Annotated in this window: 20 protein-coding genes and 1 tRNA gene; 7 read left to right on the top strand and 14 right to left on the bottom strand. The window is 69.5% G+C overall.

The window, feature by feature from the left end:
- Positions 1–350: 350 nt before the first annotated feature.
- The 3 genes from Pph01_RS00260 to Pph01_RS00240 all read right to left on the bottom strand — a co-directional run bounded on the left by Pph01_RS00260 (position 351) and on the right by Pph01_RS00240 (position 7,332).
- Positions 351–3,656 (bottom strand): galactose-binding domain-containing protein, encoded by a 3,306-nt coding sequence (locus tag Pph01_RS00260; RefSeq protein ID WP_204070839.1) that lies wholly within the window; start codon positions 3,654–3,656, stop codon positions 351–353.
- A 105-nt stretch (positions 3,657–3,761) separates the two neighbouring features.
- Positions 3,762–5,876, bottom strand: a complete 2,115-nt coding sequence (locus Pph01_RS42550; RefSeq protein ID WP_239116310.1) for a ThuA domain-containing protein — start codon at positions 5,874–5,876, stop codon at positions 3,762–3,764.
- A gap of 814 nt (positions 5,877–6,690) precedes the next feature.
- Positions 6,691–7,332 carry a copper resistance CopC family protein gene (locus Pph01_RS00240; protein ID WP_204070838.1) on the bottom strand — a complete coding sequence of 214 codons (642 nt, stop codon included), beginning with the start codon at positions 7,330–7,332 and terminating at the stop codon, positions 6,691–6,693.
- Positions 7,333–7,554: 222 nt separating this feature from the next.
- Here Pph01_RS00240 and Pph01_RS00235 point away from each other — a divergent pair, with 222 nt between their 5' ends.
- Positions 7,555–8,028 carry a GNAT family N-acetyltransferase gene (locus Pph01_RS00235; protein WP_204070837.1) on the top strand — a complete coding sequence of 158 codons (474 nt, stop codon included), beginning with the start codon at positions 7,555–7,557 and terminating at the stop codon, positions 8,026–8,028.
- A gap of 36 nt (positions 8,029–8,064) precedes the next feature.
- On the opposite strand, the gene Pph01_RS00230 is transcribed toward Pph01_RS00235, so the two are convergent.
- Positions 8,065–9,768: a hypothetical protein gene (locus Pph01_RS00230; protein WP_204070836.1), complete on the bottom strand. Its 1,704-nt coding sequence runs from the start codon at positions 9,766–9,768 to the stop codon at positions 8,065–8,067.
- Positions 9,769–9,927: 159 nt separating this feature from the next.
- Positions 9,928–11,118 carry a bifunctional glycosyltransferase family 2/GtrA family protein gene (locus tag Pph01_RS00225; protein WP_239116309.1) on the bottom strand — a complete coding sequence of 397 codons (1,191 nt, stop codon included), beginning with the start codon at positions 11,116–11,118 and terminating at the stop codon, positions 9,928–9,930.
- A gap of 279 nt (positions 11,119–11,397) precedes the next feature.
- Between Pph01_RS00225 and Pph01_RS00220 the strand changes: the two genes are divergently transcribed.
- From Pph01_RS00220 to galK, 4 genes are all read left to right on the top strand, one after another.
- Positions 11,398–12,303 carry a helix-turn-helix transcriptional regulator gene (locus Pph01_RS00220; protein ID WP_204070834.1) on the top strand — a complete coding sequence of 302 codons (906 nt, stop codon included), beginning with the start codon at positions 11,398–11,400 and terminating at the stop codon, positions 12,301–12,303.
- A gap of 89 nt (positions 12,304–12,392) precedes the next feature.
- Positions 12,393–14,183 (top strand): alpha/beta hydrolase, encoded by a 1,791-nt coding sequence (locus Pph01_RS00215; RefSeq protein ID WP_204070833.1) that lies wholly within the window; start codon positions 12,393–12,395, stop codon positions 14,181–14,183.
- Positions 14,184–14,260: 77 nt separating this feature from the next.
- Positions 14,261–14,683 carry a hypothetical protein gene (locus Pph01_RS00210; RefSeq protein ID WP_204070832.1) on the top strand — a complete coding sequence of 141 codons (423 nt, stop codon included), beginning with the start codon at positions 14,261–14,263 and terminating at the stop codon, positions 14,681–14,683.
- 81 nt (positions 14,684–14,764) lie between these two features.
- Complete coding sequence (galK, locus tag Pph01_RS00205) at positions 14,765–15,886, top strand: galactokinase (RefSeq protein WP_204070831.1); 1,122 nt, start codon at positions 14,765–14,767, stop codon at positions 15,884–15,886.
- 27 nt (positions 15,887–15,913) lie between these two features.
- Here the strand turns inward: galK and Pph01_RS00200 are convergent, their stop codons facing one another.
- The 6 genes from Pph01_RS00200 to Pph01_RS00175 all read right to left on the bottom strand — a co-directional run bounded on the left by Pph01_RS00200 (position 15,914) and on the right by Pph01_RS00175 (position 22,048).
- On the bottom strand, positions 15,914–16,684 hold the full coding sequence (locus tag Pph01_RS00200; RefSeq protein WP_204070830.1) for an enoyl-CoA hydratase-related protein: 771 nt from the start codon (positions 16,682–16,684) through the stop codon (positions 15,914–15,916).
- A gap of 26 nt (positions 16,685–16,710) precedes the next feature.
- On the bottom strand, positions 16,711–17,883 hold the full coding sequence (locus Pph01_RS00195; protein WP_239116308.1) for a nitric oxide synthase oxygenase: 1,173 nt from the start codon (positions 17,881–17,883) through the stop codon (positions 16,711–16,713).
- Between the two features lie 418 nt (positions 17,884–18,301).
- Positions 18,302–18,745: an ester cyclase gene (locus Pph01_RS00190; RefSeq protein WP_204070829.1), complete on the bottom strand. Its 444-nt coding sequence runs from the start codon at positions 18,743–18,745 to the stop codon at positions 18,302–18,304.
- 138 nt (positions 18,746–18,883) lie between these two features.
- Positions 18,884–19,408, bottom strand: a complete 525-nt coding sequence (locus Pph01_RS00185) for a GNAT family N-acetyltransferase (RefSeq protein WP_204070828.1) — start codon at positions 19,406–19,408, stop codon at positions 18,884–18,886.
- A gap of 267 nt (positions 19,409–19,675) precedes the next feature.
- Complete coding sequence (locus Pph01_RS00180; protein WP_204070827.1) at positions 19,676–21,367, bottom strand: TIGR02569 family protein; 1,692 nt, start codon at positions 21,365–21,367, stop codon at positions 19,676–19,678.
- Positions 21,368–21,547: 180 nt separating this feature from the next.
- Positions 21,548–22,048, bottom strand: a complete 501-nt coding sequence (locus tag Pph01_RS00175) for a DinB family protein (protein WP_204070826.1) — start codon at positions 22,046–22,048, stop codon at positions 21,548–21,550.
- Positions 22,049–22,217: 169 nt separating this feature from the next.
- Here Pph01_RS00175 and Pph01_RS00170 point away from each other — a divergent pair, with 169 nt between their 5' ends.
- A complete protein-coding gene (locus Pph01_RS00170) occupies positions 22,218–22,868 on the top strand; it encodes a class I SAM-dependent methyltransferase (RefSeq protein WP_204070825.1) in 651 nt (216 codons plus the stop codon).
- A 230-nt stretch (positions 22,869–23,098) separates the two neighbouring features.
- Here the strand turns inward: Pph01_RS00170 and Pph01_RS00165 are convergent.
- Positions 23,099–23,171: transfer RNA gene (locus Pph01_RS00165), tRNA-Asn, on the bottom strand.
- 155 nt (positions 23,172–23,326) lie between these two features.
- Here Pph01_RS00165 and Pph01_RS42545 point away from each other — a divergent pair.
- On the top strand, positions 23,327–23,626 hold the full coding sequence (locus tag Pph01_RS42545) for a YtxH domain-containing protein (protein ID WP_239116307.1): 300 nt from the start codon (positions 23,327–23,329) through the stop codon (positions 23,624–23,626).
- Positions 23,627–23,866: 240 nt separating this feature from the next.
- Here Pph01_RS42545 and Pph01_RS00155 read toward each other — a convergent pair whose 3' ends face one another.
- Together Pph01_RS00155 and rpoD are read right to left on the bottom strand one after the other, a co-directional pair.
- The gene (locus Pph01_RS00155; RefSeq protein WP_239116306.1) at positions 23,867–24,385 is read right to left on the bottom strand and encodes a hypothetical protein; all 519 of its coding nucleotides are present in this window, start codon (positions 24,383–24,385) and stop codon (positions 23,867–23,869) included.
- A 225-nt stretch (positions 24,386–24,610) separates the two neighbouring features.
- On the bottom strand, positions 24,611–25,750 hold the full coding sequence (rpoD, locus tag Pph01_RS00150; protein ID WP_204071259.1) for an RNA polymerase sigma factor RpoD: 1,140 nt from the start codon (positions 25,748–25,750) through the stop codon (positions 24,611–24,613).
- Between the last annotated feature and the right edge of the window lie 85 nt (positions 25,751–25,835).

Here is a 25,835-nt window from a genome sequence, read left to right as displayed (position 1 = left end):
AGGCCACCCGGACCAACCGGCAGCAGCTTCACAACGCCTCCAATACATCCGATGTTTCGCCAAGAATGTCCGCTGGTCGCGTGCAAGTCAAGAGGTTTCCGGGACGAATACATCGGATAACTCGACGGCGAGCGGCCATGTTAGGCGGAAGAGTCAGGCGGACATCGGATCTTCTTGGAGTGGAGCCCGGCAGGGTCGCGCGGACCGTGCCACCGGACCCGGGAGCTGCCTTCCCCGAGCGGGCCGCGCCGCTGGCCTTCCACGGGCGGGCCGCCGTCCTCGCACTGGCGTTTCCTCGTGCGCCGCACGACCGGGCCGGGGTCCGCGAGGGACTCCGGCCCGGTCGCCGTTCAGGTGCCGTAGACCTCGAACTCCCACAGCGAGTAGCCGTACTGCGTGAGCCCGCGTTGCGTGCCGTACATCCGGACGTACCGCCCGGTGCCGGAGACGACCAGGTCGTCCACACCGCCGTCACCGGTGGTGGTGGAGTACACGTTCGTCCACGTGGCGTTATCGGGAGATGTCTGGATCTGGTAGGCCTTGCCGTACGCCGCCTCCCAGTTCAGCCGCACCCGGCTGATCGAACGGGACGCGCCCAGATCCACCGAGATCCACTGCGGGTCGCTGTACGCGCTGCTCCACCGCGTCGCCGCGTCGCCGTCGACCGCCAGTGACCCCACCCGCCCGTTGTCCGGCTCCACGCTGGACGTGGCCGTCGGGCGGCCGGACGACAGCAGCGTGCCTCCGCCGGAGACGGGCGTGCCGTAGACGTTGAGGTCCCACAACGAGTAGCCGTACTGCGTGAGCCCGCGTTGCGTGCCGTAGACCCGGACGTACCGCCCGGTGCCGGAGACCACGAGGTCGTCCACACCGCCGTCGCCGCTGGTGGTGGAGTACACGTTCGTCCAGGTGGCGTTGTCCGTGGACGCCTGCACCTGGTAGGCCCTGCCGTACGCCGCCTCCCAGTTCAGCCGCACCCGGTTGAGCGCGTAGGTGGCCCCGAGGTCGACCGAGATCCACTGCGGGTCGCTGTACGCGCTGCTCCACCGCGTCGCCGCGTCGCCGTCGACCGCCAGCGACCCCACCCGGCCGGCGTCGGGCTCCACGCTGGAGGTCGCCGTCGGACGGCCCTGAGCGAGGTCGCTCGAGGTGGTCGGCGGCGTGCTGACGCCGGGGCCGACGAATGTGTAGCTGTCGACGTCGAACAGCGCGTTCGCGCCGGTGTTGTTGCCGGTGAACACCAGGTAGAGGTCGTGCGTGCCGTCGTCCGGCCTCGTCACCGGCGCGGTCAGCTCGACGTAGTTGTCCCAGCCTCCCGTGCCGGAGACCGCGAGGCGCGCGACCTCGGGACCCGTCGGCGAGTCGTAGCGGAAGGAGAGGGTGCCGCCGGCGTTGGCCGAGGACACGCGGGCCTTCACCCCGGTGATGCCCTTCAGGCTCACCGCGTGGTGCCGCACCCACTCCCCGCTCTGGATGTCGCCGAGGCGCCTGCCGCCCTCCGCCGCGGCCTGGTCGACGACCTTCGGGCCGTTGAGCTGGACGAAGTGCTCCGCCTGCCACTGCTTCGGCCAGACCGAGATCTCCTTCTCCCCTGTCAGCGCGACCGTGCCGGGGGCGCCCCGGTCGGTGTAGGAGGCCCGCAGGACGAAGAACTGCACGGCGTCGGGACCGGCGTGCACGGGGCCGGTGTTGACGGTGAACCCGCAGCCCGTTCCCTGTCCCTCCTCGTGGGCGTGCTCCTGGTGCCCCAGCGCCGCCCGGATGACGACGTCGGCGCAGCCGACCGTGCCGTCCTGCGGGTCGGTGGCGCTCGCGGTCGTGGTGAGGTTCTCGCCCCAGCTCCACATGCCGCCCGCCGGGATGCCCGCCAGCGTGACCGCCGGCCGGTTGTTGCCGACCACGACGGGGATCACCGCCGTGCCCGTGTGACCGGCGGGATCCCGTACGGTCAGACGCGCCCGCTTGTCGCCGTTGGTGGTGTAGGTGAACGACGGGTTGGCGGCCGTGGAGTCGATGGTGCCGTTGTCGTCGAAGTCCCAGGCATAGGTGATGGGGTCGCCGTCGGGATCGGACGATCCCGCGCTGGAGAACGTCACCGCGAGCGGCGTCAGGCCGTTGTCCTTGTTCGCCGTGGCCACCGCGACCGGCGACCGTCCGCCCTGGACATAGTTGATCTTGTAGAGTCCGGCGTCCACCGCGCCCGAGAAGTAGCCGCTGCCGTACTCCAGCAGGTACAACGATCCGTCGGGCCCGAACTCCATGTCGATCGGGTGGACGAGGTTCATCCCCGCGAGCACCGGCTCGATGACCGTCGGGTTCCCCGTGGCGGGGTTTCCGTTGTCGAACTGGACCTCCTTGATCCAGTTGCGGCAGTACTCGGAGATGATCCACTTGTTGTCGTAGTACGCGGGCCACTTCACGTCCGAGGCCAGGTTCGGGTCGTAGTGGTAGACCTCGGCGTGGTTGGGCGAGCCGCAGCCGCCCGGGTTGTCGAGGGCGGGCCACTCCTTGCTGCCGCCGTGCTGCTCCCACACCAGCGAGGGTTTGGTGGGGGGAAGCTGCTGCAGGCCGGTGTTGCGGGCCGAGTTGTTCACCGGGCCGGTCGTGCCGCCGCAGGGGAACCAGCCGCGCGGGGCGTTGGCCGCGAAGTCCCAGTCGTTGTAGGCGACGTTCGGGCCGCCGCAGTACGGCCAGCCGTAGTTGCCCGGGCCGGTCGCCCGGTTGAACTCGTCGTAGGCCGCCGGTCCCCGGTTGGGAATCGTGGCGCCCGCGTCGGGCCCGACCTCGCCCCAGTAGAGGGTGTTGTTCGCCTTCTTGTCGACCCAGATCCGGTACGGGTTGCGGTCGCCCATGATGTAGATCTCAGGCCGGGTCTTCGCCGTGCCCGGCGGGAAGAGGTTGCCGGCCGGGATCGTGTAGGTGCCGTCGTTCTCGGGGTGGATCCGGTTGATCTTCCCGCGCAGGTCGTTGGTGTTGCCCGCCGTGCGCTGGGCGTCGTACTGCGGGTTGCTGGCCGGCCGCTCGTCGATGGGCGCCATGCCCGCCGAGTCGCCGCCGGAGTTGGTGTTGTCGCCCACCGCGAAGTACAGGTTCTCGTTCGAGTCCCACGTCATCGAGCCGGCCGAGTGGCAGCACAGGTCACGCTCGGTCGGCCACTCGACGATCATGTCCTCGCTGGCGGGGTCCAGCACGCCCGCCGCGGTGTTGAAGGTGAACCGGGAGATCCGGTTGACCAGCGGCGTCACCTTCGGCGAGTAGAAGAGGTACACCCAGTGGTTGGCGGCGAACCGCGGGTGGATCGTGATGCCGATGAGCCCGTCCTCGAACCGGGCGTCGAGCTGCAGCGTCAGCGCCACGGTCGTGGCCTTGGTGACGGGGTTGTACAGGCGTACCTGGCCGCCGCCGGAGCTGCTGCCCCGGTTGATGTAGAGGACCTTGCCGTCGGGGAGGACCGACAACTCGATGGGCTCGCCCATCGAGAGCCCGCCGTCGAGCTTGACCTTCTCGAACCCGCTCGTGGGAGGCGGAGCGAGGGCCGCCCGGGGCTGTGCCGCGGGGGCGGCGGAGGCGGGGACGGGGGCTCCCGCGACCGCCGTCGCCGCGAGCGTGAGGATGAGGGCGCCGACGGCTGTCCGAAGGCGCGCGAAACCGACCACGAGGTCTCCTGGGGGGTGCGGAGGCGGATGTGCGTCGAGCTCACAGGGGCTCCAGGTCTGCGGCAGACCTGGAGCCCCGGCGTCTTGTCGGGGGGTCGCGAGGGCTCAGGTGCCGTAGACCTGCAGCTCCCAGAGCGAGTAGCCGTAGGGCGCCAACCCCCGCTGGGTGCCGTAGACCCGCACGTAGCGCCCGGTGCCGGTGACGTTCAGGTCGTCGACTCCGCCGTCACTCGTCGTGGTGGAGTAGACGGTCGTCCAGGTCGCGTTGTCCGGCGACGTCTGCACCTGGTAGGCCTTGCCGTACGCGGCCTCCCAGTTCAGCACCACCCGGCTGATCGAACGGGACGAGCCGAGGTCGACCGAGATCCACTGCGGATCGGAGTACAGGCTTCCCCAGCGCGTCGCCGTGTTGCCGTCGACGGCGTTCGCCCCGACCAGCACGTTGCCGGTCTCGACGCTGGAGGTGGCCGTCGGCCGCCCCTGCGAGAGCAGGGTCGGCCCGGTTCCGGCCGGCGTGCCGTACACGTTGAGGTCCCACAACGAGTAGCCGTACTGCGTGAGCCCTCTCTGCGTGCCGTAGACCCGGACATAGCGCCCGGTGCCGGACAGGGTGACGTCGTCGACGCCGCCGTCGCCCGTGGTGGTCGAGTAGACGGTCGTCCAGGTGGCGTTGTCCGGCGACGTCTGGATCTGGTACGCCCTGCCGTACGCCGCCTCCCAGTTCAGGCGGACCCGGTTGAGCGCGTAGGAGGCGCCGAGGTCCACCGAGATCCACTGCGGGTCCGCGTACGCGCTGCCCCAGCGGGTGGAGGCGTTGCCGTCGACCGCGAGCGAGCCGGTCAGGGTGCTGCCGCTCTGCACGCTGGAGGTCGCCGTCGGGCGCCCCTGGGCGAGGTCCGTGGCCGCGGGAGGCCCTCCGTCCCCCTTGATCCGGATGTTGCGGTAGTTGATGTCGGCGCCGTCGCCGTCGTTCTGCACGCCGATGTATCCGGACGCGATGTTCCGGGTGCTGGTGTAGTCGTTGATCTTGACGCCGTTGAGGAAGATCTCCACGTGCTGGCCGTGGACGGCGATCTCGTAGGTGTTCCAGGATCCCGGCGGGTTGAGCGCGGCGGCGCGCAGCGCGGTGTCCGGCGCCTTGAAGCTGTAGACGCTGCCGGTGGTACGGGTGGGATCGGCGTCGCTGGCGTCGATCTGGATCTCGTGCCCCTGGTCGACCGGCTTCCACGGGTCGCCCTGCGGGTCGGGGAAGCCGATGAAGACGCCGCCGTTGTCGTCGCCCGGCATCATCCAGTCGAGCTTGAGGGAGTAGTTCGAGAACGTGGTGACCGGATACCAGAGCAGCCCCATGCCGCCGAAGGAGGTCAGCGTGCCGTCGGCCAGCGTGAAGCCGCCGGGCCCGGCCATCCGCCAGCGGTCGAGGCTCGCCTGGGTGCCGTCGAAGAGCGCGGTGTAGCCGGTCTCCGGCCGGCAGTCGGCCGGCCTGGCGCGTGAGGCGATCTGGATGCCGCCGAGCAGCATCTTCGTGAAGTTGGGGTCGGCGTAGGACTCCTCGGTGTGGCCGAGGCCGGTGTACCAGGAGCGGCCACCCATGTAGTCGTGGCACCAGGTGATGGGATGGTCGCCCATGGACCCGCCCGAGTAAGAGGACTCGTCGAGGCCGGCCAGCACCTTCACGTTCGCCCGCGGATTGGTGCGGTAGTTGTACCACTCGTCGGTTCGCGTCCAGGCCTGCGGAAGATGCGACGTGGACACGTTGGCCCGGTCCTCGACCCGGACGACCGCCTGCTGGGTCGCCGGATGCGAGTTGAACCAGGCCCCGACCAGGCCGCCGTACCAGGGCCAGTCGTACTCGGTGTCCGCGGCCGCGTGCACGCCGACGTATCCGCCGCCCGACGCGATGTAGGACTGGAACGCCGTCTGCTGCGCGGCGTTGAGGACGTCACCGGTCGTCGACAACCAGACGACGGCCTGGTACTGCGCCAGGTTCGCCGTGGTGAACGCCGCCGCGTCCTCGGTGGCGTCCACCGTGAACCCGTTGGCCGCACCCAGTTGCCGGATGGCCGCGATGCCGTTCGGGATGGAGGAGTGCCGGAAGCCCGCCGTCTTGGAGAAGACGAGGATCTTGGTCAGCGGGGCGGAGAGGGCGGCGGCCTGAGCGGTCAGGACGGCCGCAGCAGCGACGAGAAGAGCGAGAGTGGTCCGGATGATCACACGCATGAGCCGGCCCTCTCAATCGGTGGACGAGAGACGGGACGGCACCGGCGCCGGCCGGGGTACCGGGAGAAGGACGGCGGCGGGCACACATGGGCACATGCGGTACTCCTTCTGGGGAAAGAGGAGCGCGCCGCCGCACCTGGTGAAAAAGAATCAACGGCCACCGGCTTACTTTTGTCGCCGTCGACGAAAGATTCGCACATCCAAACGAAAGCGTCAACATTCGTCGGAGCGCTCGAGCCGCTGATGTCCGACACCGATCTCGATGGCCGTTATCGATCTTCATACATCGGATGTGTCAGAGATCGAGATCTCTGAGTTTCGAATTCGAAACGACAAAAATCCTGCCTGATCGGCGGCGCTGGCGCGTTTTTGGAGCGGTCCCGCTGACACGGTGGCTCGTGAGACGTCTATTGACTGGCCAATACATCCAATGTTAACTGCGCCTGACAGTCCAGATTCGGAGCAAGTGCGACGGGGTGCCGGGCCGACGGCCTCCGTGCTCTCGCACCGGTTCTGAGCTGTGGAGGGGCCCGGTGAGCAGGCACGTCAGCCGGTCGCCGATCGCCGGGCTTACGGCGGCTCACCGGCCCCTCTGCCTCCGGTCGAGGGCCTGTCGGTACGGCCAGGCGGCGCGCCGCGCGAAGCTCCCACCCCGCGGTGAAAGCGGAGGTCCCCACTCCTGCGCTGAACGCGGGGCGACCCCGCTCCCGCGGTCGACGCGGCGTCCCACTCCCGCGGTCAACGCGGGGCGACCCCGCTCCCGCGGTAACGCGGGCGTCGCCGCTCCCGCGGTGAACGCCGGGGCGGTCAGGGGTCAGGCCGTGTCCCCCGGACGGTCGGGGCCGGCCGAATGGTCGGGACCCGAATGACCGGGACCCGCCGCGTGGTCGGGGCTCGCCGGATGTTCGGGCTTCTTGCGGCGGCCGAACAGGGCCGCGCCTCCGGCGACCACGAGCAGGGCGAACCCGCCCCAGAGCAGCAGCGGATTGTTCGAGCCCGTGTCCCCGGCCGCCTTGCCCCCCGCCGTGTCTCCTGCCGTGTCCCCCGCCGCCGGCGGAGCCGCGGCGGCCGAAGGCGCCGCCCCACCGGAAGCGGCCTTCACCGTGAAGGGGATCTCCCCCTCGATGGGATGGCCGTCGGAGGAGACGACCCGCCACGCGACGACGTAGCTCCCGGACGGGAGCGGGCCGGCGACGTCCTGGGTCACCTTCGGCCCGTCGGCACGCGGCTTGCCGGACTCGAAGCGGCGCCCGGCGGCGTCGTGGAGGATCACGACCGGGAAGGTCACGTGCGCGCTGAACTCCAGCTCGATCCGGTCGAGGGTGGAGACCACGGCGTTCTTGGCGGGTGAACTGCTCTTCAGGCTGTCGTGGGCGAGAGCGGGCGATGCGAACGCCGCCACGAGCGCGCCCCCCAGGCACAGGACGAGCATCGCCTTGATGGCGGAGATCTTCATGGGACCAACTCCGAACGCGTGAGCCGTCACACTTTCCGCGAGCCGTGAGAGAGCGGATAGGCGCGCATGACGCGACGAATTCTGTCACAGAACACCCTCGGTCCCCCGGACGACCACGCTGGCAGGGGCCGGTCCGCGGCGGAGAACCACGAGGTCAATAGGATGCGGCTCCCTGACGCCCCGTCGGCGGGAAGATCCCGTCCCTCCCCATTGAGAGAGCAGATGACCATCGAGCACACGCACGAGTTCCGACTGGTCGCTCCCGGGGACGCCGCCCTCCGCCCGCTACTCGACGACCTCGCGATCGAGTACCAGCGCCGCTACGGGCCCAACGACGAACTGGCCCGCTTCCCCGACTCCGACTTCGCGCCGCCGGACGGCGGCTTCCTGATCCTCGTCGAGAACGGCGAGACCACGGCGGGCGGCGCCTTCCGCCGCTACGACGAGACCACGGCCGAGCTCAAGCGCATCTGGACGCATCCCGGCCACCGCCGCCGCGGGCTCGCCCGCCTCGTCGTCCGGGAGCTGGAACGTGAGGCGGCCGCCTGCGGCTACCAGCGGGTCGTCCTGAGCACGGGTCCGCGCCAGCCCGAGGCGATCGCCCTGTATCTCGCGGGCGGCTACCGTCCGCTGTTCGACGTGACCGCCGACCCCGAGACGGTCGGGGAGCACGTGTTCGACAAGACCCTCGTCTGACGCCCCGGCGGGCGGCTCCCCCGCCGGCCGGAGTCGTCAGCGCAGGATGTACAGCACGCTGTCCCCCAGGTCTCGCCGCTCCACCCCGAGGCCGTCGACCGGGCGTTCGACCGCGTTCTGGAACGCCGTCCCCGCGGCGCGATCGCGGGGGACGACGACCTCCCGCACTCCCATGTTCCGCAGGTAGCCGATCGAGTACGGCTCCGGGAACGCCTTCGTCACCTCGATGACCTCGGACATCATCTCGGGGGTGAACGAGGCCTCCCCGTTCACCGTCGGGTAGAACCTTCCGACCGACCAGATCAGGGACAGGCCGTCCTGGCCTTGCTCGTCGGGAAGCGTCAGCACGGGGCCCCTGATCTGGGACATCGCGGCGGGCGGCGGCGGAACCTCCGGATTCGGGACGGCCTGCAGCCCCTCGGCGCAGACGAGCAGCGGAACCACCAGCAGGACGTGCCTGAACCGCCCCGCCCGTACGGCCAGGCGGGTCAGGGCTCCCGCGGCCAGCAGCCCGAGCAGGAGGACGGTGTACATCACGAACCTGCCCGGCGTCCGCAGCGCCTCGAACCCCGGAAGCACGTGCCGGGCGGGCAACCAGGTCACCGCGCCGCCCAGGAACGTCGTGCCGAGGGCCAGCACCAGGGTGCCCGCGACGCCGAGCAGGAGCAGGAGCCGGGTCCGCGGCCGCCACGTTGTCACCGCCAGCCCGGCGATCGCCACGAGCACCACGACCAGGCCGGGGAACAGGCACATCTCGATCGGCCAGGTGAGGCCCGCACGGGCGCCCGCGGTCAGCCGTCCCCACACGACGGAGTAGTCGGGGGCGGCCCAGAAGGCCCGGACCGGCGGCGAGAAGAACGCGAGCGCCCTCTCGCTCCGCGACTCGGCGACCTGCGGATTCTCCTTCGCCACCCGCAGGAAGAGTGCGCCGAGGGCGAGCGTGACCGCCGCGAACCCGGCGCCGCCCGCGAGGTCGGCGATCAGCAGCCCTCGGGGCAGGTTCGGCCGGCCGGCCCGCAGCCAGCCGACGGCCCCCGCCGTCACGACGAGGATGAGCAGGTACAGCGCGGGCAGCCCGATCGCGAAGCCCAGGCTGAGCTGCCAGGCCGCGAGCGCCCAGGCCGCGACCACCAGCCATGGCCGCGCCGGTCCGGAGAACCAGCCTCGCCTGCCGATCCCATTGCCCCTGAGCAGCAGCGCGATCGACAGCGGGATGGCGCCGCTGACGAGGATGTTGAGGTGGATCGCGTGGGACAGGCGCCACGGGCTGAAGGCGAAGGCCGCCCCCGCGACGAGGGCGCCGATCCGGCCGCTGCCGAGCTGACGGGCGAGCAGGTACGCGCCCGCGAAGGCGAAGGCGGAAGCCAGGACGTACGCCACGTTGTAGCGGACGAGGGCGTCCCCCATGTCGGACACGCCGATGCCGAACGGGGCCAGGCCGAGCAGGGTGTCGCTGAACACTCCGGTGTGGGGCAGCGGCCAGTACGCGTTCGCGTCGAACGGGTGCCCGATCTGGCTCAGCAGCGCGTGGCCGTACCAGGCGATCTCCCACGCGAAGAACAACGGGTCGCCGAAGTCGCCCGGAACGGTGCGGGACGGGTGGGCCATGGCCGGCCACGTCATCAGCACGGCGAGGGCCAGTGCCACCACCCCCACGGCGCCCACCTCAACGGGCACCCGATCACGGAGTCGGCGTCCGGGTCGGGTGGCCGGGCGGGAGAAGGTGAGACTGACGGGCATCGCCCTTCCTTTCATCGGCGGCATCTGTGGCATCGATGACATCGGCGGCTCCGGAGCTTCATCGGGCTTCCCCCGTCTTCAGCGGGCGTCACTGGCTTCACCTGCCTTCGCCGGCTCTCACCTGGCTCACCGGGGATCGGGTGCCGGTTCACGACGCGCTCAGCCGACGGCCTCGAGGGACCGCCGTGGGTTGAACACCCACGCGCGCAGCAGCAGGAACCTGACCAGCGTGGCCAGCCCGTTGGCCACGACCACGGCGGATAGTTCCGCGTGAGTCGACGGCCCCGGCACGAGCAGATGGAGCAGCGCGAGGCCGCCCGTGCTCAGGACCAGGCCCACCAGGAAGGCGATCCCGCCTTGAAGCTGATGCCGTACGGCTCTGGCCCGGCCGGTCACCAGGAAGGTGAAACGCCGGTTCGCCGCGGTGTTGGCGACCGCGGTGGCGGCGAGGGCCAGCCCGTTGGCGGCGACAGCGGCCATGACCGTCCGCAGGCCCATGTAGAGCAAGAGGTGGACGAACGTGCTGATCAACCCGACGATCGCGAAGCTCGACAACTGGCGGGCCATGCCGGCCGGCAACCTGGCCTGCTGCACCTTCTCGGGGATCGGCAGCCGCGCCGCGCCGGACAGGGTCTTGCGGGCGACCCGGACCATTCCCCGCAGGTCGTCGCGGGCCGTCCTGAGGATGTCCACCCGGCTGTCGGGGTCGTCGACCCAGTCGACGGGAACCTCGTGGATGCGCAGCCCGTGCTGCTCGGCCAGCAGCAGCAGCTCGGTGTCGAAGAACCACTCCTCGTCCTCGACCGCCGGCAGCAGCACCTGGGCGACATCGGCGCGCACGGCCTTGAACCCGCACTGGGCGTCGGAGAACCGCACCCCCAGGGTCGACCGCAAAAGCAGGTTGTAGCCCCTCGAGATGAACTCGCGTTTCGCACCACGCGTCACGTTCGACCCGCGGGACAGCCGGGTGCCGATCGCCAGGTCGCTGTGCCCGGACAACAGGGGCGCGACGAGCGGCAGGAAGGCGTTCAAATCGGTGGACAGGTCCACGTCCATGTAGGCGACGACGTCCGCGTCGCTGTCCGCCCACACTCTGCGCAGAGCCCGGCCCCGGCCCTTCTTCTCCAGGCGCACCGCCCGGACGTTGGGCAAATCGCACGCGAGGTCCACGGCGAGAGGCCACGTCCCGTCGGTGCTGTCATTGTCGGCAATCGTTATGAGATATCCGTACGGAAATGTCGTCGCCAAGTAGTCGTGGAGACGGCGAATGCTGTCGTCCAGCACACGCTGCTCGTTGTAGACGGGAACGACCACCTCGACGACCGGACTTGCGCTTCTCTCTGCGGTCATCTGACTCATGCCGCACGTCCTACCCGAGCGCCGATCCGCCTTTAACCGGCCTGAATGGATTATTGATGAAGCATTCCCAATAACAGGAAATTATCGCTCCGAACCCCTTCACATAAGCCAAATAGGCACATTAGCCAGAAAACGGATATATCCCATATAAATGGAAATCAGGCCGGAGTCGAGAGCGGACCTGGAGGCGGAGCGCGCTCTGCATAGCATCTCCATCCTGGGTGTGACAGGGCCAGGTCAGCCCGCCCTCGCGCACGTATCGTCGAGGGCATGGAGACCGGCAGCCGGCTCGGGGACTACCTCCGCGCGCGGAGAGAGTTGATGCGTCCCGAAGACGTGGGCCTCTCCGATCTCGGACGCCGGCGGGCCATCGGGCTCCGGCGTGAGGAACTCGCCATGCTGGCGGGCATCAGCACCGACTACTACCTGCGCCTGGAGCAGGGGCGCGACCAGCATCCCTCCGAGCAGGTCCTCGAAGCCCTGGCCCGGGCGCTGCAGCTGGACGACGACGCCACCGCGCATCTCCATCAGCTCGCCCGGCCCCGGCAGCGGCGCCGCCGCGTCGTCGACCGCCCCGAGCGGGTGCAGCCCGGCATCCGGCAACTGCTCAAGACGTGGTCGGACACCCCGGCGTTCGTCCAGAGCCGCTTTCTCGACGTGCTCGCCGCCAACCCGCTGGCCTGCGCCCTGTCTCCGGTCTACCGGCCCGGAGTCAACGTCCTGCGCGCCCTGTTCCTCGACCCCGGCGTCCGCGCGTACTACCGAGACTGGGAGAAGATCACCTCAGGCACCGTGGGCGCCCTGCGCGAGCTCGCCGGGCCCGACGTCGACGACCCTCGGCTCACCGATCTCGTCGGTGAGCTCTCCGTCCGCAGCGAACTCTTCCGCCGCCTGTGGGCGCGTCACGACGTCCGGGCCCGGCGTTGCGGGACCAGCGTCATCGACCATCCCCAGGTCGGGCCGCTGGAGCTCCGCTTCGAGAAACTCTCGATCAGCGGCGGCAACGGCCAGCTCCTGGTCATCAAGCACGCCGAGCCGGGAAGTCCCACCGCCCAGGGACTGGCACTGCTGTCCAGCATGATCGCCGCCCCGGGAGACCCCGGCGAACAGGGGCCGGAACACCCCGAGCGATCAACCGGCCAGGGCCGCGTCCCCGAAGGGGAACACGGCGAATAAGACCCCGGCCGGGGGCCCGTACCGCTACAAAGCACCGTGAACTGCCGATTCTCTGTGGGCCGCGTCTCGCCCCTGCCATGCTGACCGTCATGTCTGAGACGGGTGAGGTGCGTGAGGCGTTCCGCCGGGTGTCCGCGCTCGTCGCCGACCACCGCGCCGACCTCGACCAGGCCGTCCACCTGATGGCCGCCCACGCGTGGGTCGGCGGCGGCGCGCCCCGCTTCGCCGCCGAGTTGTCCAGACACCGCGCGATTCTGCAGTCGTGCCTGGAGACCGCTCTGACGGAGGTCTCCCACCTGGTCGTACGGCACGGCATGCTCCCGCCCGGCATGACCTCCGTCCAGACGTCGGTGACGAGCATGACCGCCACGTCGAGCGCCTTCCGGGGCGTGGACGTCGAGACGATGAACGCCCTGGTCTGCTCGCTCGAACGCGCCGCTGAGCGGATGTCCGACCTGTCGGTGCGGCTGCACGCCGAACTCGCCGTGCTCTGCCTGCCGACCGACCCCGGATGGGACGTGGCGCACAGCGCCGACTGGGCCCGCGGGCAGGCCCGTGACCTGAAGCGGCGCCTGGCCTGGATCCAGCGGGCCGAGCCGGACGCGTGGACCCGCTGGGACGGCGGCGTGGTGTCGTCCGGCGTGATCGGCTTCGGGCTCTTCGAGGCGTTCGCCCCCGATCCCGGCATGGCGGCGGCGCTGCTGCGCCGGATCGCCGCGGGAGACCACACCGCGCTCATGGCCGTGGTCGCGCTGCAGGAGCAGGGCCAGGACCCCGGCCTGGCGGCCCGCGTCCACACGTGGTGGCGCGGGCTCCCCCGAGGGCTGCGCGAGGAACTGATCGCCGCCGCGCCGCAGGGGGTGGGGTCGCTCAACGGCCTGCCCGCCTCGGTCCGCGACCGGGCCAACCGGTTGTTCCTGTCCGTGGAGAAGGCCCGCCTGCGAACCGAGTCCGCCAGGCTCACCCGCCAGATCGCGGAGTCGGGCCAGGCCACCATGTTCCTGCCGCTCGACGCCGTCCTGTGCGCGCTCAATCGGATCGACATGATCGAGCGGACGCTCGCGCTGGGCGGCGTCGCAGGCCATCCGCCCCTCCTGCTGCTCTCCTTCAATCTCGCAGGGCTCGGCCGGCTCGTCGTCTCCTGGGGCGATCCCGACACGGCGGACACCACCGTCACCTATGTCCCCGGGCTCGGCACGCGGCTGGACACCTTCGACGGCGGTGTCGAGCGAGCCCGGCGGCTCTGGCAGCAGTGCCAGACGACCGCGGGGGGCAGGCAGATCGCCTCGATCGCCTGGCTGGGCTACGACGCCCCTCAGCTCGATCCGGGGATCGTGTACCCCGGCCGCTCGGTCGCCATGGGAGGCGCCGCCGACCGGGGCGCGGGCGCGCTGGCCGCCTTCGTCGACGGCCTGCACGCCGCCCACACGCCTGCCGCGTCCGCCAGGAACGTGCTGCTTGGGCACAGCTACGGCTCCCTGGTCACCGGGAAGGCCGCCGTACTGCGGCCCGGGCTGCTGGCCGACGATCTCATCTTCGTGGGCAGCCCCGGCGTCGGCGTCGAGCACGCGAGCGATCTGGGGGTGGGTCCCGGCCACGTCTGGGTGGGTGAGGCGGGCAACGATCCGGTCGCGTACCTCGGCAGGTTCACGGCAGATCCCGGCGATGCGAGCTTCGGAGCCCGGCGATTCCTCGTCGAGCGCAGCGTGATCACCGAAGCCCACTCCAACTACTGGGTCCCGTATTCGGATTCCCTGCGGAACATGGCGTTGATCGCCAACAGCCAATACAACTACCTGATCAAGCCGGAGCCTCTGAAACAGCCTCAGTTGCTGATGCCCGAACTCGCTCCCCCAGAGGTGAGAGAGCTCAACAAATGACGTCATCGCGACATCATGCTTCGGCGTGCGCCCTCTTGCTGGCCGTCCTGGCCGGCTGCACAGAACCAAGGTCTGCCATGCCCCCAACGATCGCCCAGACGCAGGCGCTGACCCGTGTGGAACAACTCCTCGCGAACACCGTCTCTGCCCTCGACCCCGAACCGCGTCTGGAACTCAACGCCATCGTTCCGACCGTCTCCCGATGTCTCGACCCCGGTCCGACGGAGTCTTCCGAGCAGGTGATGGTCAGCCGCGCGTACTGGCTCCGCGACATACCCGCGAAGCACAACCTCGCCATCGCGTACCAGGTTCGGGATCACTGGGTCCAGCAGGGGCACATCATCATCGGCACGGGAGGAATGGAGTCCGGGCATCCCAATATCGCGGGCGAGACGCGCCCGGATGGGTTCATCCTGGCGCTGGGCTGGGCCGAAGGAGATCATCTCTATCTCGCCGCCACCTCCCCCTGCGTACGGCCCGACGACATGCCCGGGCAGTAAAGGGGCGTCTCGCTGAGTGGGTCCATCGAGTCGCGACTCGGTAACCTACGGAAGGTCGAAAATGTTCAGGAGTGTGGGATTGTGCGCGTTGTTGATGCTTTCCGGCAGACCTTTGGCGGCGAGCCCGCAGGGGTGTGGCACGCGCCGGGCCGGGTCAACCTGATCGGGGAGCACACCGACTACAACGACGGCTTCGTGCTGCCGTTCGCCGTGCCGTGGGGCGTCACGGCCGCGGTCCGCCCGCGCGAGGACGACACGGTCCGTCTCGCCTCGCTTCAGGCGAACTCCGAGCCCCAGGTTCTCGAGCGGATCGACCAGGCCGAGGGCTGGGCACGATACGCGGCTGGGGTCTTCTGGGTCATGCGCGAGGAGGGCCTTCCCATCCGCGGCGCCGACGTCATGATCGACGGTGACGTGCCCCAGGGGGCCGGTCTTTCGTCCAGCGCGGCCCTCGAGGTCGCCGTCGCGGTCGCCCTCGACGACCTGTACGGCCTCGGCAGGCCCAAGATCGAGCTGGCCAGAATCGCGCAGCGGGCCGAGAACGACTTCGTCGGCATGCCATGCGGGATCATGGACCAGGCGGCGTCCGTCCTGAGCAAGGAGGGTCACGCGCTGTTCCTCGACTGCCGGTCCCTGGCCTCCCGCGCCGTCCCGCTCGACCTGGCCGCGCACGGACTCCAGCTGTTGATCATCAACACCGGCGTGCATCACGAGCTGGCCGACGGCCAGTACGCCCGCCGCCGCCAGGACTGCGAGAACGCCGCCAAGCACCTGGGCGTCGCCTCCTTGAGAGACGTCACCGACCTCGCGGCCGCCCTCGAACGGCTCACGGGCGACGAGCGCAAGCGGACGCAGCACGTCGTGACGGAGAACCACCGGGTCGAGGCTCTGATCGGGCTGCTGCGGGCGGGAGCCGTACAGGAGATCGGGGCGCTCCTGATCGCCTCCCACCTCTCGCTGCGCGATCAGTTCGAGGTCTCCTGCGCGGAGCTGGACGTTGCGGTCGAGGCGGCCGTCAAGGGCGGCGCCAGGGGCGCCAGGATGACCGGGGGCGGGTTCGGCGGCTCCGCCATCGCCCTTGTCGCCGAGGAGAAGGCCGACCGGGTTCGGGAAGAGGTTCTACGCGCCTACGAAGAGCGCGGCTGGGCCGCTCCGACCATCTACCCGGCGTCGGCCGCCGCGGGCGCCCGCAAGCTCGCCTAGAGACTCCTCGGACCGGCCCCGGACCGCTCAGCCTAGCGGCGGGAAGTCCGGCGGCCGGTGCTCGAGGAAGCTGGCGACCCCCTCGGCGAAGTCGGGCCGTTCGAACGACTCACGCATCAACTCCTGTGCCGTCTCCCTCGATTCGTCGAGGGACACGTTCCAGTCACCCCAGACCTGCCGCTTCATGACCTCCATCGACGCGGGCGAGCACCATTCGGCCAGCTCGCTCGCGTACGCCAGGGTCTCCTCCATGAGCCGGTCACGCGGTACGGCCCGGGCCGCCAGACCGAGCTCGCAGGCCTCCGCGCCCGTGAACACGCGGCCGGACAGCAGCAGGTCCATCGCCTTGGTCTGCCCGGCGAGCTTGGGCAGGATCCAGGCGAGGCCGTACTCGGCGACGAGACCCCGGCGGGAGAAGGCGGTCGTCCACTTGGCGTCCTCGGCCGTGAAGACGAGGTCGCACACGAGGGCGTGGACCATCCCCAGCCCGGCGCACGCGCCGTTCACCGCGGCGATCACCGGCTTGCGGATCGTCACGGGGAAGGTGTTCGGCCGCGTGTCCGGTTTGCCGTCGTAGTCACCGGTCTGGATGGCGGTCAGGGTCGCGAAGTCGGCCCCGGCGCAGAAGCCTCTGCCTGCGCCGGTGACCACGATGACCCTGACCGACGGATCCCGCTCGGCCTCCTCGAGGAGGTCGAAGTAGCGCCGTCCCATCTCGTCGGTCCACGCGTTCAGCCGTTCGGGCCGGTTGAACGTGAGAATCCGCACCCCGCCGTCGTTCTCGGACAGCACCACCATGTCGCCCTCCCCTACCGAATTATGTTCTACACCGGGCAGCGGCCTTCCGTGAACCTTTCGAGGCTCTGATTCCGGTCTCGGCGGACGAACGCCGGAGTCAGCTCCACATCGTCGTAGTAGCGGTGGAACACCGGTGTGGCCGCGCCGGACAGAGGCGGCACGATCCAGGACCAGTCCGCCGGGCAGACACGACCGCTGCGCTCCTCCTTCTCCAGGTGGAGCATGAACCGCCTGGCCTCGGTGTGATGGTCGGTGACGGCCACCCCGTCCTCCTCGAAGGAGTGCAGGACGGCCACGTTCAGCTCGACGAGCGCCTGGTCGCGCCAGAGCGTGCGGTCGTGCGACATGTCCAGCCCGAGCCGCTCTGCGACCACTGCGAGCTGGTCGTACCGGTCCGCGTCCGCGAGGTTGCGGGCGCCGATCTCCGTGCCCATGTACCACCCGTTGAAGGGGGCGCACGGATAGCGGATGCCGCCGATCTCGAGGCACATGTTCGAGATGACCGGTACGGCATGCCATTTCAGCCCGAGATCGGCGAACCACCGGAACGACGGGTGACGGAGGGGAACTTCGAGGACGACCTCGGCGGGCAGTCCTCGCAGGGCAGGGGTGCCCTTGGCCTCGATGATGAGGGGCAGGACGTCGAACCTGGTGCCACGGCCTCGCCAGCCGAGCCGGACGGCGGCCTCGGTCACCTCGACGTTCGCGGGGTCGCCGACGACAGACCCGTCGGGCCGCCTGTACCCGGCGTACCGGATGAGCTGGTCGTTCCAGATCACCGGGGCCTGCTCGCCCGGCCTGTCCGGCGCGAACACGGTGACCGTCGGCCGGATCTTGCCCTTGTTGGTGGCCACCCGCAGGTGTTCCACGCACTCCTCCGCGACGCCGTCGGCCGTGTCGACGTGCCGCCGATCTCGGACACGGAGGGATTTCCAGTAGAGCCGGCCGATGCACTTGTTGCTGTTGCGCCACGCCACCCGAGCCCCGAAGGCGAGCTCGCCCGGCGTATGCGTATAGGTACCTGTCTGGGAGATCTCTCGGGCGACCTCGCGCAGCCGGGGCTTCACCGACCCGGCGGACGGGTTCTCGGCGTGGTAAAGCCGGATGAAGTCCTCAGCCTCCCCCCTGTCGATGCCCTCCTCGCATCCCTGTTGCTGTACGGCTTCCGTAACCTGCTTGGACCTGAACCATGTCAGCACGACCGCCACACACTTCGTACTCACGGACGTCACGCCGGTTCCGGGGTGGCGATGGCGCCCTCTGCGCAGTGGCCCTCACCCCACTGCGATGTTTGTGGTCCGCGGCAGCCACGACTTCTCAGGAAAGGCGCAGCGACTCACATTTTCGGCGAAGTCCCGTGATTTGTCCCCGCATTCGACCACAAGGGGGCAATCTTCGGGAGAAACATCCGGATGTCCCCGACCGTCGCACGGGCCCGAGGGATCGCCGACCAGGCACGGCGGCGGCGAAGGACCTCAGGGGAGATCGTTCATCCTGGACAGACGGTGGCGAGCAGATTGAGGCGATGGCCCGGCCGAGCCGGCTCCCTGCTGATCGGCTCTAGGACGACTGGGTCGCTGGGCCGAAGTGCACGAGCCGTCCAGTCCGAGGCCGGGCTCACCAGGGCGTGCCGCCCCCCGGCATCGGCAGCCCGAGCTGGGCGTACATCTCCAACTGATCATAGAAAAGGTGATAGCTGACGATCAGGCCTTGCTCCACGGTGAAGACCCAGCAGCAGCGGATGCTGATCCGCCGCCCGGTCCCGGGAACCAAGTCGCCTCCCGTTATCAGGAGCGGACCGGTGTGCGTGCCGGTGCCCAAGGCTGTCGCCGCGACCTCTTCCCCCTCCACGATCGTCTGCCAGACCGTGAACCGCATGTCGGGCACTGCCGTCCAGATGACCGCGTAGTAGGAGACGACCTCCTCCCGGCTCTCGGCCTGCCCATCTGGCCCCACCGCGGCGACGTTCGAGGCGAAGCACCGGCCTAACAGGTCCGAATCGTGGGCGTTGCAGGCCGCGAAGAACCGGTCCACCACATCCGCCGACGCCACGTCCCGCACGGGAGGCCTCCCCTCCGCAGCTCAGTCCAACGCTACAAAGGGCCGAACAGGGCCTCTTGGCAGGGAGGGCGTTCCGACTTGCTCAGACGCGCTGCAGGTGATCTGGTTCAGCGGCCCGATCGCGCCGGCGAAGGCCGCTCAGAGATCGGCCGGAGGCGGATCGTTCCGCAGTCTGCTGTACATCCAGCCGTCACGCCACTGACCGGCACGGAACTCCACCGCGCGCAGAACGCCCTCCAATGTGAAGCCGGCCTTCTCCAGCGACTTCTGTTCTGCGATGTTCTCCGGGTGGGTGGCCGCCTGGATGCGCTCGGCTGGAGTGTGAGTGAACAGGTAGTCGCACAACATCGCCTGAGCCCGCCAGCCGATGCCACGCCCGCGCCAGTCCGGAAGCAGGGCGATACCTATCTCCCAGTATCGCGAGACCCCGAATCCTCGGACCGACCAGCTCATGAGGCCTGCGGCCGTGCCGTCCACCTCGACGATGACCCTGCTGTCGTCTTCGCCCAGGTAACCGTCGGTGGCGTAACGCCGCGCCGCGGCCTGCGCATCGCGAAACCCCGTCCAGTCCAGGCCGATCAATCCCGGCTCGGTGGCGAAACGCCGGAACAGGGCGAGATCGTCCTCCGTCACGGGTCGCAGCCGTACTTCAAGTGCGCCCATCGCGGCACCCCCTTGTGGTGCGTTCATCCGCCAAGATCGCGTCTCTGCCCCGGACCCTACCTCGCCGAATCTTGGGACGCGGGACATCACTGCCGGGACATCACTGCCGGGGCCGCACCCTTCGGCGCGGCGCTCCGCATGGATGCCACATGGTCGGACGCCATCTCGGTGAATCCCGCCATGCGTGATCGATGGCCGAGCTCCTGACGCCGTTTGAGAAGGGCGCGACTCGCGGCACGAGGGCGAATTCGTGAGTGGCATCACGTGTCAGGTCGTCGGCTGCGGAGGCGGAATGTCCAGGAGGCGGCCGGCCCACGACAGGGCGGCGGTGAGGCGGCGTCGGCGTTGGTCGAACAGGATCGGGTCCGTGTCGCGCGCCGGGGTGAGCAGGGGTTGTTGTCCGGCGATCAGGGCGGCATGGCCGGTGGCGTGCGGTCCCTGGTCGATGTCCGGCGCGGGGCCGCCTTCGGCGTGCAGGGCGACGAGCCACAGGTGGTGGTCGAGCCAGGGATCGCCGATCGCCGCCGACGCCCAGTCGGCCAGCACCAGGCGGCCGCCGTGGCACCACAGGTTCGCGGCGCGTACGTCGCGGTGGATCAGGCTGTCCCCTTCAGTGGGTGCCTGGGCGGCCGCGCCGTGCAGCGTGTCCAGGTGGTCGGCCAGCCATCGCTGGGAGCATACGTGCATACGCAGCAGGCGTGCCGGGTCGGCGGCGATGGCCTCCCAGGGGTTGGGCCTCGCCCGCAACACCGGCACACCGGGCGGCGCGGGCAGCAGGTGCACGTCGTGGAGGAGCTTGCGGGTGGCCTCGACGAGGCCGGGGGTCCACTCACGGAGCCAGTACTCCGGCTCGAGCATTTCCAGTACGAGCATCTGCAGCGGTTCGCGTGTGCTCGCCAGCAGCCGCGGCAGGAACGGCCGGTCGCCCAGCGCCTCGTACACCGCCGACTCCGTGCCGAATTCGACGCGATCGGCGATCTCGGCGACCTTGACGAACACCGAACCGCCCTTGGCACGGTCGGCGATCCGCGCCACGGACCTGCTGTGCCCGCCCGTGACCGGCCGCAGCCCGACGATCTCGCTGCCGAGTGCGCGGCCGGCCGATTCGGCGATCTCAGCGTCGGTCGGCGGCACGGTGGTCGCGGGCCGGCCGGCCACGCGTGACAGCAGCAGTTCGACCACCGATTGGTTGGCACGGCGGACTGCCTGCCTGCTGTCCGGGTCGGGCCGCCCGAGCGACTCGGTGACCAGGCGCCATATCAAGGCGCGCAGCAAGAGCTGATCGATGTCGTCCTCGCAGGCGAGTTCGTCGAGGATGCCGGGCGGTGCGCCGGACCAGGCCAGCAGGTCCACGGCAGCGACCGCCAACGCATACCCCGCGGGCCGCCAGCTCGGTGAGAAGTCGATGACCGCCGGCGGCTGCCCAGCCTCGAACAACACATTGCCCGCGATGTCACCGTGCACGAGCTGGTTGGGCAACCGCACCGGCCGGGTGGCGGCCCGCAACCCGTCCACGAGATCCGACAGCTCCGGCGCCAGCTCGACCTCGGCCTGATCCCACGCCACCCGCTCGGCGACGTCCCAGCGGGTTCGGCCGCGGCCCAGCCAGCCGGGCGCCGGGACATCGGCCAGGGCCGCGTGGAAAGCCCTGCTGGCCGCGACGAGTTCCGGCCACCGCGCCACTGGGGCCGGCACGCCCTCGACCGCGGTCCACGCCGCCCACCCGCCGACGACCCATGAGCCGTCAGTCGCACGCACCGGCTGCGGCACCCGGAAACCCGGACCGTGCAGGTCGGCGAACACCTCTGCCTGCCACGACGCCACCACCGGATGCTGGACGGGTTTGAGGACCAGACCACCCGCCTGCCAGCAGGCGCCGCCTCCTCCGGGTATCCGCCGCGCCGGCCCGGACGAAACCCCGAAGGCCGCTCGCACACCCACCGGCAGATCGTCGAACACCGCTCCACCCTCCAGATCGCCCCGCCCCGGTGTCAATCGAAATAACGCCCCATGCCAACGTCCTCAACTCGGCTGAAAGGACGAAAGCGCAGGTCCGCTCCCCTTGGGACGCTCAGCCGATCACGCCTCTGCACCTGTCGATTCCGCTCCCGACCACGGCAGGACTTATGCGGGCCTGCCTTAGCGCGGGCCGAGGCCAGTGCGACCGTCGAGGAGCTCGCGCGCGGCGTCGAGGTGGCCGAGATGCCGGGCGGTCTCTTCGATCATGTGGAGAACGATCCCGCGCAGATCGGCGACTTCGTCGTCCGGGTCACTGCCGTGCCGCCCGGCGGGCTTCGCGTCCAGCGGCGTGGTGGCCAGCAGGGCGTTGCCTCGTTCGCACTGCTCCCGATAGAAGGCGAACACCTCCGCAACCGGATGCGCCGAGGTCATCAGCTCCTCGTCGTCATCGGGCCATGGCACATCGGCCGCGGTTCCGCGGAACACCCTTTGGAACCAGTGGTGCTCGGCATAACCCAGATGCTTGATCAGCCCGAGCGGCGTCCACCCCGAGGGCAGGACCGAGGTCCGCAACTGCTCGTCGGTGAGCCCGTCGAGGATCATCAGCGCACTGGCCCGCTGGGCGTCGAGGTAGTGCTGCAGGGCAACAGCTTCCGCGGTCATCGTGCTGGTGGGAGCCATGGTCATCCTCTCGGGCAACGCGGCAGTCGTCATACGCCTGGTGACTATTCCAGATGCGAGGAACGGGGGCGCTCCCACGCCTGTCACTCGCATCTGGAACGGCGATCAAGCTCACTGCAGTTTGGGTATCTCGCTGTGCTCGTCGGTCGCGGCACTAGCATGACCCCCCATGACCGAGCCGGACTATCTCACCGCCACCCGCACCGCCTACGACACCAACGCCGCCCGTTACGCCGAGTTCATCGGCGAACACTTTCCTGCCAACCCGGTCCACCGCGTGATGATCTCCTTCTTCGCCGAGTTGGTCCGGGCCGCCGGTGACGGCCTGGTGGCGGACGTGGGGTGCGGCCCCGGCCACGTCACCGCGTATCTCCGCTCCCTCGGCGTCACCGCCTTCGGCATCGACCTGTCGCCGGAGATGATCGCGCTCGCCCGGGACGCCCATCCAGAGCTCCGCTTCGAGGTGGGGCTGATGGGCGCCCTCGATGTGGAGGACGCCTCCCTCGCCGGGGTTCTCGCCAACTACTCGATCATCCACACCCCGCCTGAGCGGCTCCCCGAAACGCTCGCCGAGTTCCACCGCGTGCTCGCGCCCGGCGGCCACCTGCTGCTCTCCTTCCAGGGATACGACGACCCCGCCGAGCTTGCGGAGGCATTCGACCACACGGTGTCCCTCGCCTACCGGTATTCGCCCGACCGCGTGGCCGAGCTGCTACTCAAGGTCGGGCTCGCCGAGGTGGCCCGGCTGATCGTCGCTCCTGGCGAGGACCCCCAGCGAGGCTTCCCGCAGGCCCACCTCCTTGCCCGCCGTACGGCCTGATCGCTGATCTGCCACCGACGGTTCTGGCGCGCACAGTCCCGGCCGGCCATGAGACCGGCCGGGGCTGCGCGGCTCAGCTACACACCGCCTTGAAGGCGGACTGCCGGACCACCACGGACACGGTGTTCGGCAACGGCGACCAGACCCGGTTGGCTCCCGGAACGACTCAGGCCCCCTGCCCGTGATCTGGGAAGGAGGCCTGAACTGTGTGTTCCTCAGCTTTACTGAAGCTCCCGCGATAGGACTCGAACCTATAACCTGCCGGTTAACAGCCGGCTGCTCTGCCGATTGAGCTACACGGGATTGCGTTGTACCGCCTGATCGGGCCTTGCGGGCCCGTCTTGCGGCGCGGAACTAGATTAGCGCACTCCTGGGGGACTCTGTCACGTCCATTCCGCTTGGATAGATGCAGGACTCCGGGGTAGAAGGGGCGGAGAGCACGAGCGCGGAGGTGGAAGATGCGGTACAAGGCGATGTTCGCCGCCGGGCTGGCCATCGGCTACGTCCTGGGAACCCGAGCCGGGCGTGAGCGCTACGAACAGATCAAGCGCGCCGCTCAGCGGGTGGCGGACAGCCCGAGCGTCCAGGAGGCGGCGGGCCTGGTCGGCGCTCAGGCTTCGAAGGTGGCGGGCAAGGCGAAGGACCTGGCCGGCGACAAGCTCAGCGGCAAGTTCCTGAAGAAGCAGGGATCTTGGGAGGACGAGAGGGTGGGCGTCGCCACCGGCTGGCCCGGCAACGACCCCGACCGGATCACCTGAGCGATCCCCCGCACCGCAAGCCCCTGGCCCACGCCGGGGGCTTCCGCCTCCCCGACCCCGGCCGTTCCCGGCCGGCTCCGCGTGGATCTGCTTCTCCGGCCGCCCATCCGCCGGACCTGGCCCAGGCGGCCCCACCCGGACCGCGGCTTCCCAAGCTTGGAGATTCTCCGGCTCCGTGTTCTCAGACCCGGAGCCGAGCGCCTGCGGTCCTCAGACCCGGAGCCGACGCCCCCGTGGTCCTCAGACCCCGAGGCTCCGCCGTACCTCTTCCAGGGCCTGTTCCGCGAGCGCCCGCAGCCCGGGATCGTTCGGATCGAGCCCCGGATCGAAGATGAACTCCCATCGCGGCGTGTCGTATCCCGGCACCCTGCGGGCCACCAGCCGCACTCCCCCGCGCGCGTCGAGCTGGACCCTCCTGCTGGCCACGATCGAGGCTGTGACGCGCTCACGGACCGTTTCGGGCAGCAGGCCCGGCTCGGGCAGCGAAATCCGGTGAGAGACGCCGTCGGTCATCGTGACGGTGACGCCCTCCTCGTCCCAGACCGCCTTGTCCATGAGGTGCCACGGGAGCCGCCGGCCGCCGGGCAGGTGCAGCGCGTGCGTGGTGGCCACCGCGAAGTCGCCTTCGGGTATCAGCGCGTGGCTGATCACCCGCTCGTGGGGTTCCAGGGCGAGAGCCGTACGGACTTCGGAGGGCAGACGGCGGGACCCGAGCCGTCCGCCGGTCAGGCCGAAAAGGGACAACTTCGAACCAGCCAACGAGCACCGCCACTGAGCACGACCATTGATACCGGCAGGCTATCCGGCGCGTGGCCCATGGACGAATCCGCCCGCGCCCCAGGGGCCGCACCACGGAAATCAAGGGGCCGCAACACGCGGAAACCAAGCGGCCGCACCGCGCGAGGGTCACTCAGCCGCACGCCGAGGATCAAGAGGACCGAGGGCGCGGGGCCCCGCCTGAGACAGGCGAGACCCCGCACGTGGTCAGTCGAGGTAGTCCCGCAGCATCTGCGCCCGGGTCGGGTGGCGCAGCTTGGCCAGCGTCTTGGACTCGATCTGCCGGATCCGCTCCCGCGTGACGCCGAACTCGCGGCCGACCTCCTCCAGCGTCCGCGGATGGCCGTCGGCCAGGCCGAACCGGAGCTGGATGATCCGCTGCTCACGTTCGGACAGCGTCGCGAGGATGTCGTCGAGCTGGTCCTGCAGCATGATGAACGCCGCCGCCTCGATCGGCACCACGGCGTCGGCGTCCTCGATGAAGTCGCCGAGGTCGGAGTCCTCCTCACCGATCGGCGACTGCAGCGAGACCGGTTCCTGCGCGATCCGCTGGATCTCCACCACCCGGTCGATGGGCAGGCCCATCTCCGCCGCGATCTCCTCGGGGGCGGGCTCCCGGCCGAGATCCTGGTGGAGCTGGCGCTGCACCCGGACCAATTTGTTGATCGTTTCGACCATGTGGACCGGAATTCGGATCGTGCGCGCCTGGTCCGCTATCGCCCTGGTGATCGCCTGGCGAATCCACCACGTGGCATACGTCGAGAACTTATATCCCTTGGTGTAGTCGAATTTCTCAACCGCCCGGATGAGACCGAGATTGCCCTCCTGGATGAGATCTAGAAAGAGCATTCCGCGGCCCACGTACCGCTTGGCGATCGAGACCACCAGCCGGAGGTTCGCCTCGATGAGCCGCTGCTTGGCCCTGACGCCCTCCCAGACGAGGTCCTCGAACTCGGGACGGGCGAGCCGGAGGGCGGTGTTCTCGCAGAGCTTGTCCTCGGCGAAGAGCCCGGCCTCGATGGCCTTGGCCAGCTCCACCTCCTCCTCCGCCGTCAGCAGCGGAACGCGGCCGATCTCCCGCAGGTAGATCCTGACCAGGTCACTCGTTGGAGCTCGTTTGGAAACGTCCTCCTCGTCGGGCTTGCTGGGCTCCTCATCCCCTTGCGGTTCGAGGACCTCAACGCCGTTCTCAGCGAGCATGCGCACGACGCGCTCAAGCGCGTCGGCAGGCAGCTCGGACCGGTCGAGCGCGGACGCCACATCGTCGATCGTGACGCTTCCGCGTTCCCTTCCCTTAGCGACGAGCTCCGCCACCTGATCTACCGATGGCGGCCTGCTTGGCAGCACCGATGCACCCACGGAACACAGTCTGCAATATGGATACCGGAAAATGGCAGGCCTATTTTTGTCACTGAAGGTAAGACAGAATCCA

The sequence above is a fragment of the Planotetraspora phitsanulokensis genome (assembly GCF_016863295.1).
Taxonomy (GTDB): domain Bacteria; phylum Actinomycetota; class Actinomycetes; order Streptosporangiales; family Streptosporangiaceae; genus Planotetraspora; species Planotetraspora phitsanulokensis.
This window is presented reverse-complemented; position numbering and strand designations above follow the sequence as displayed.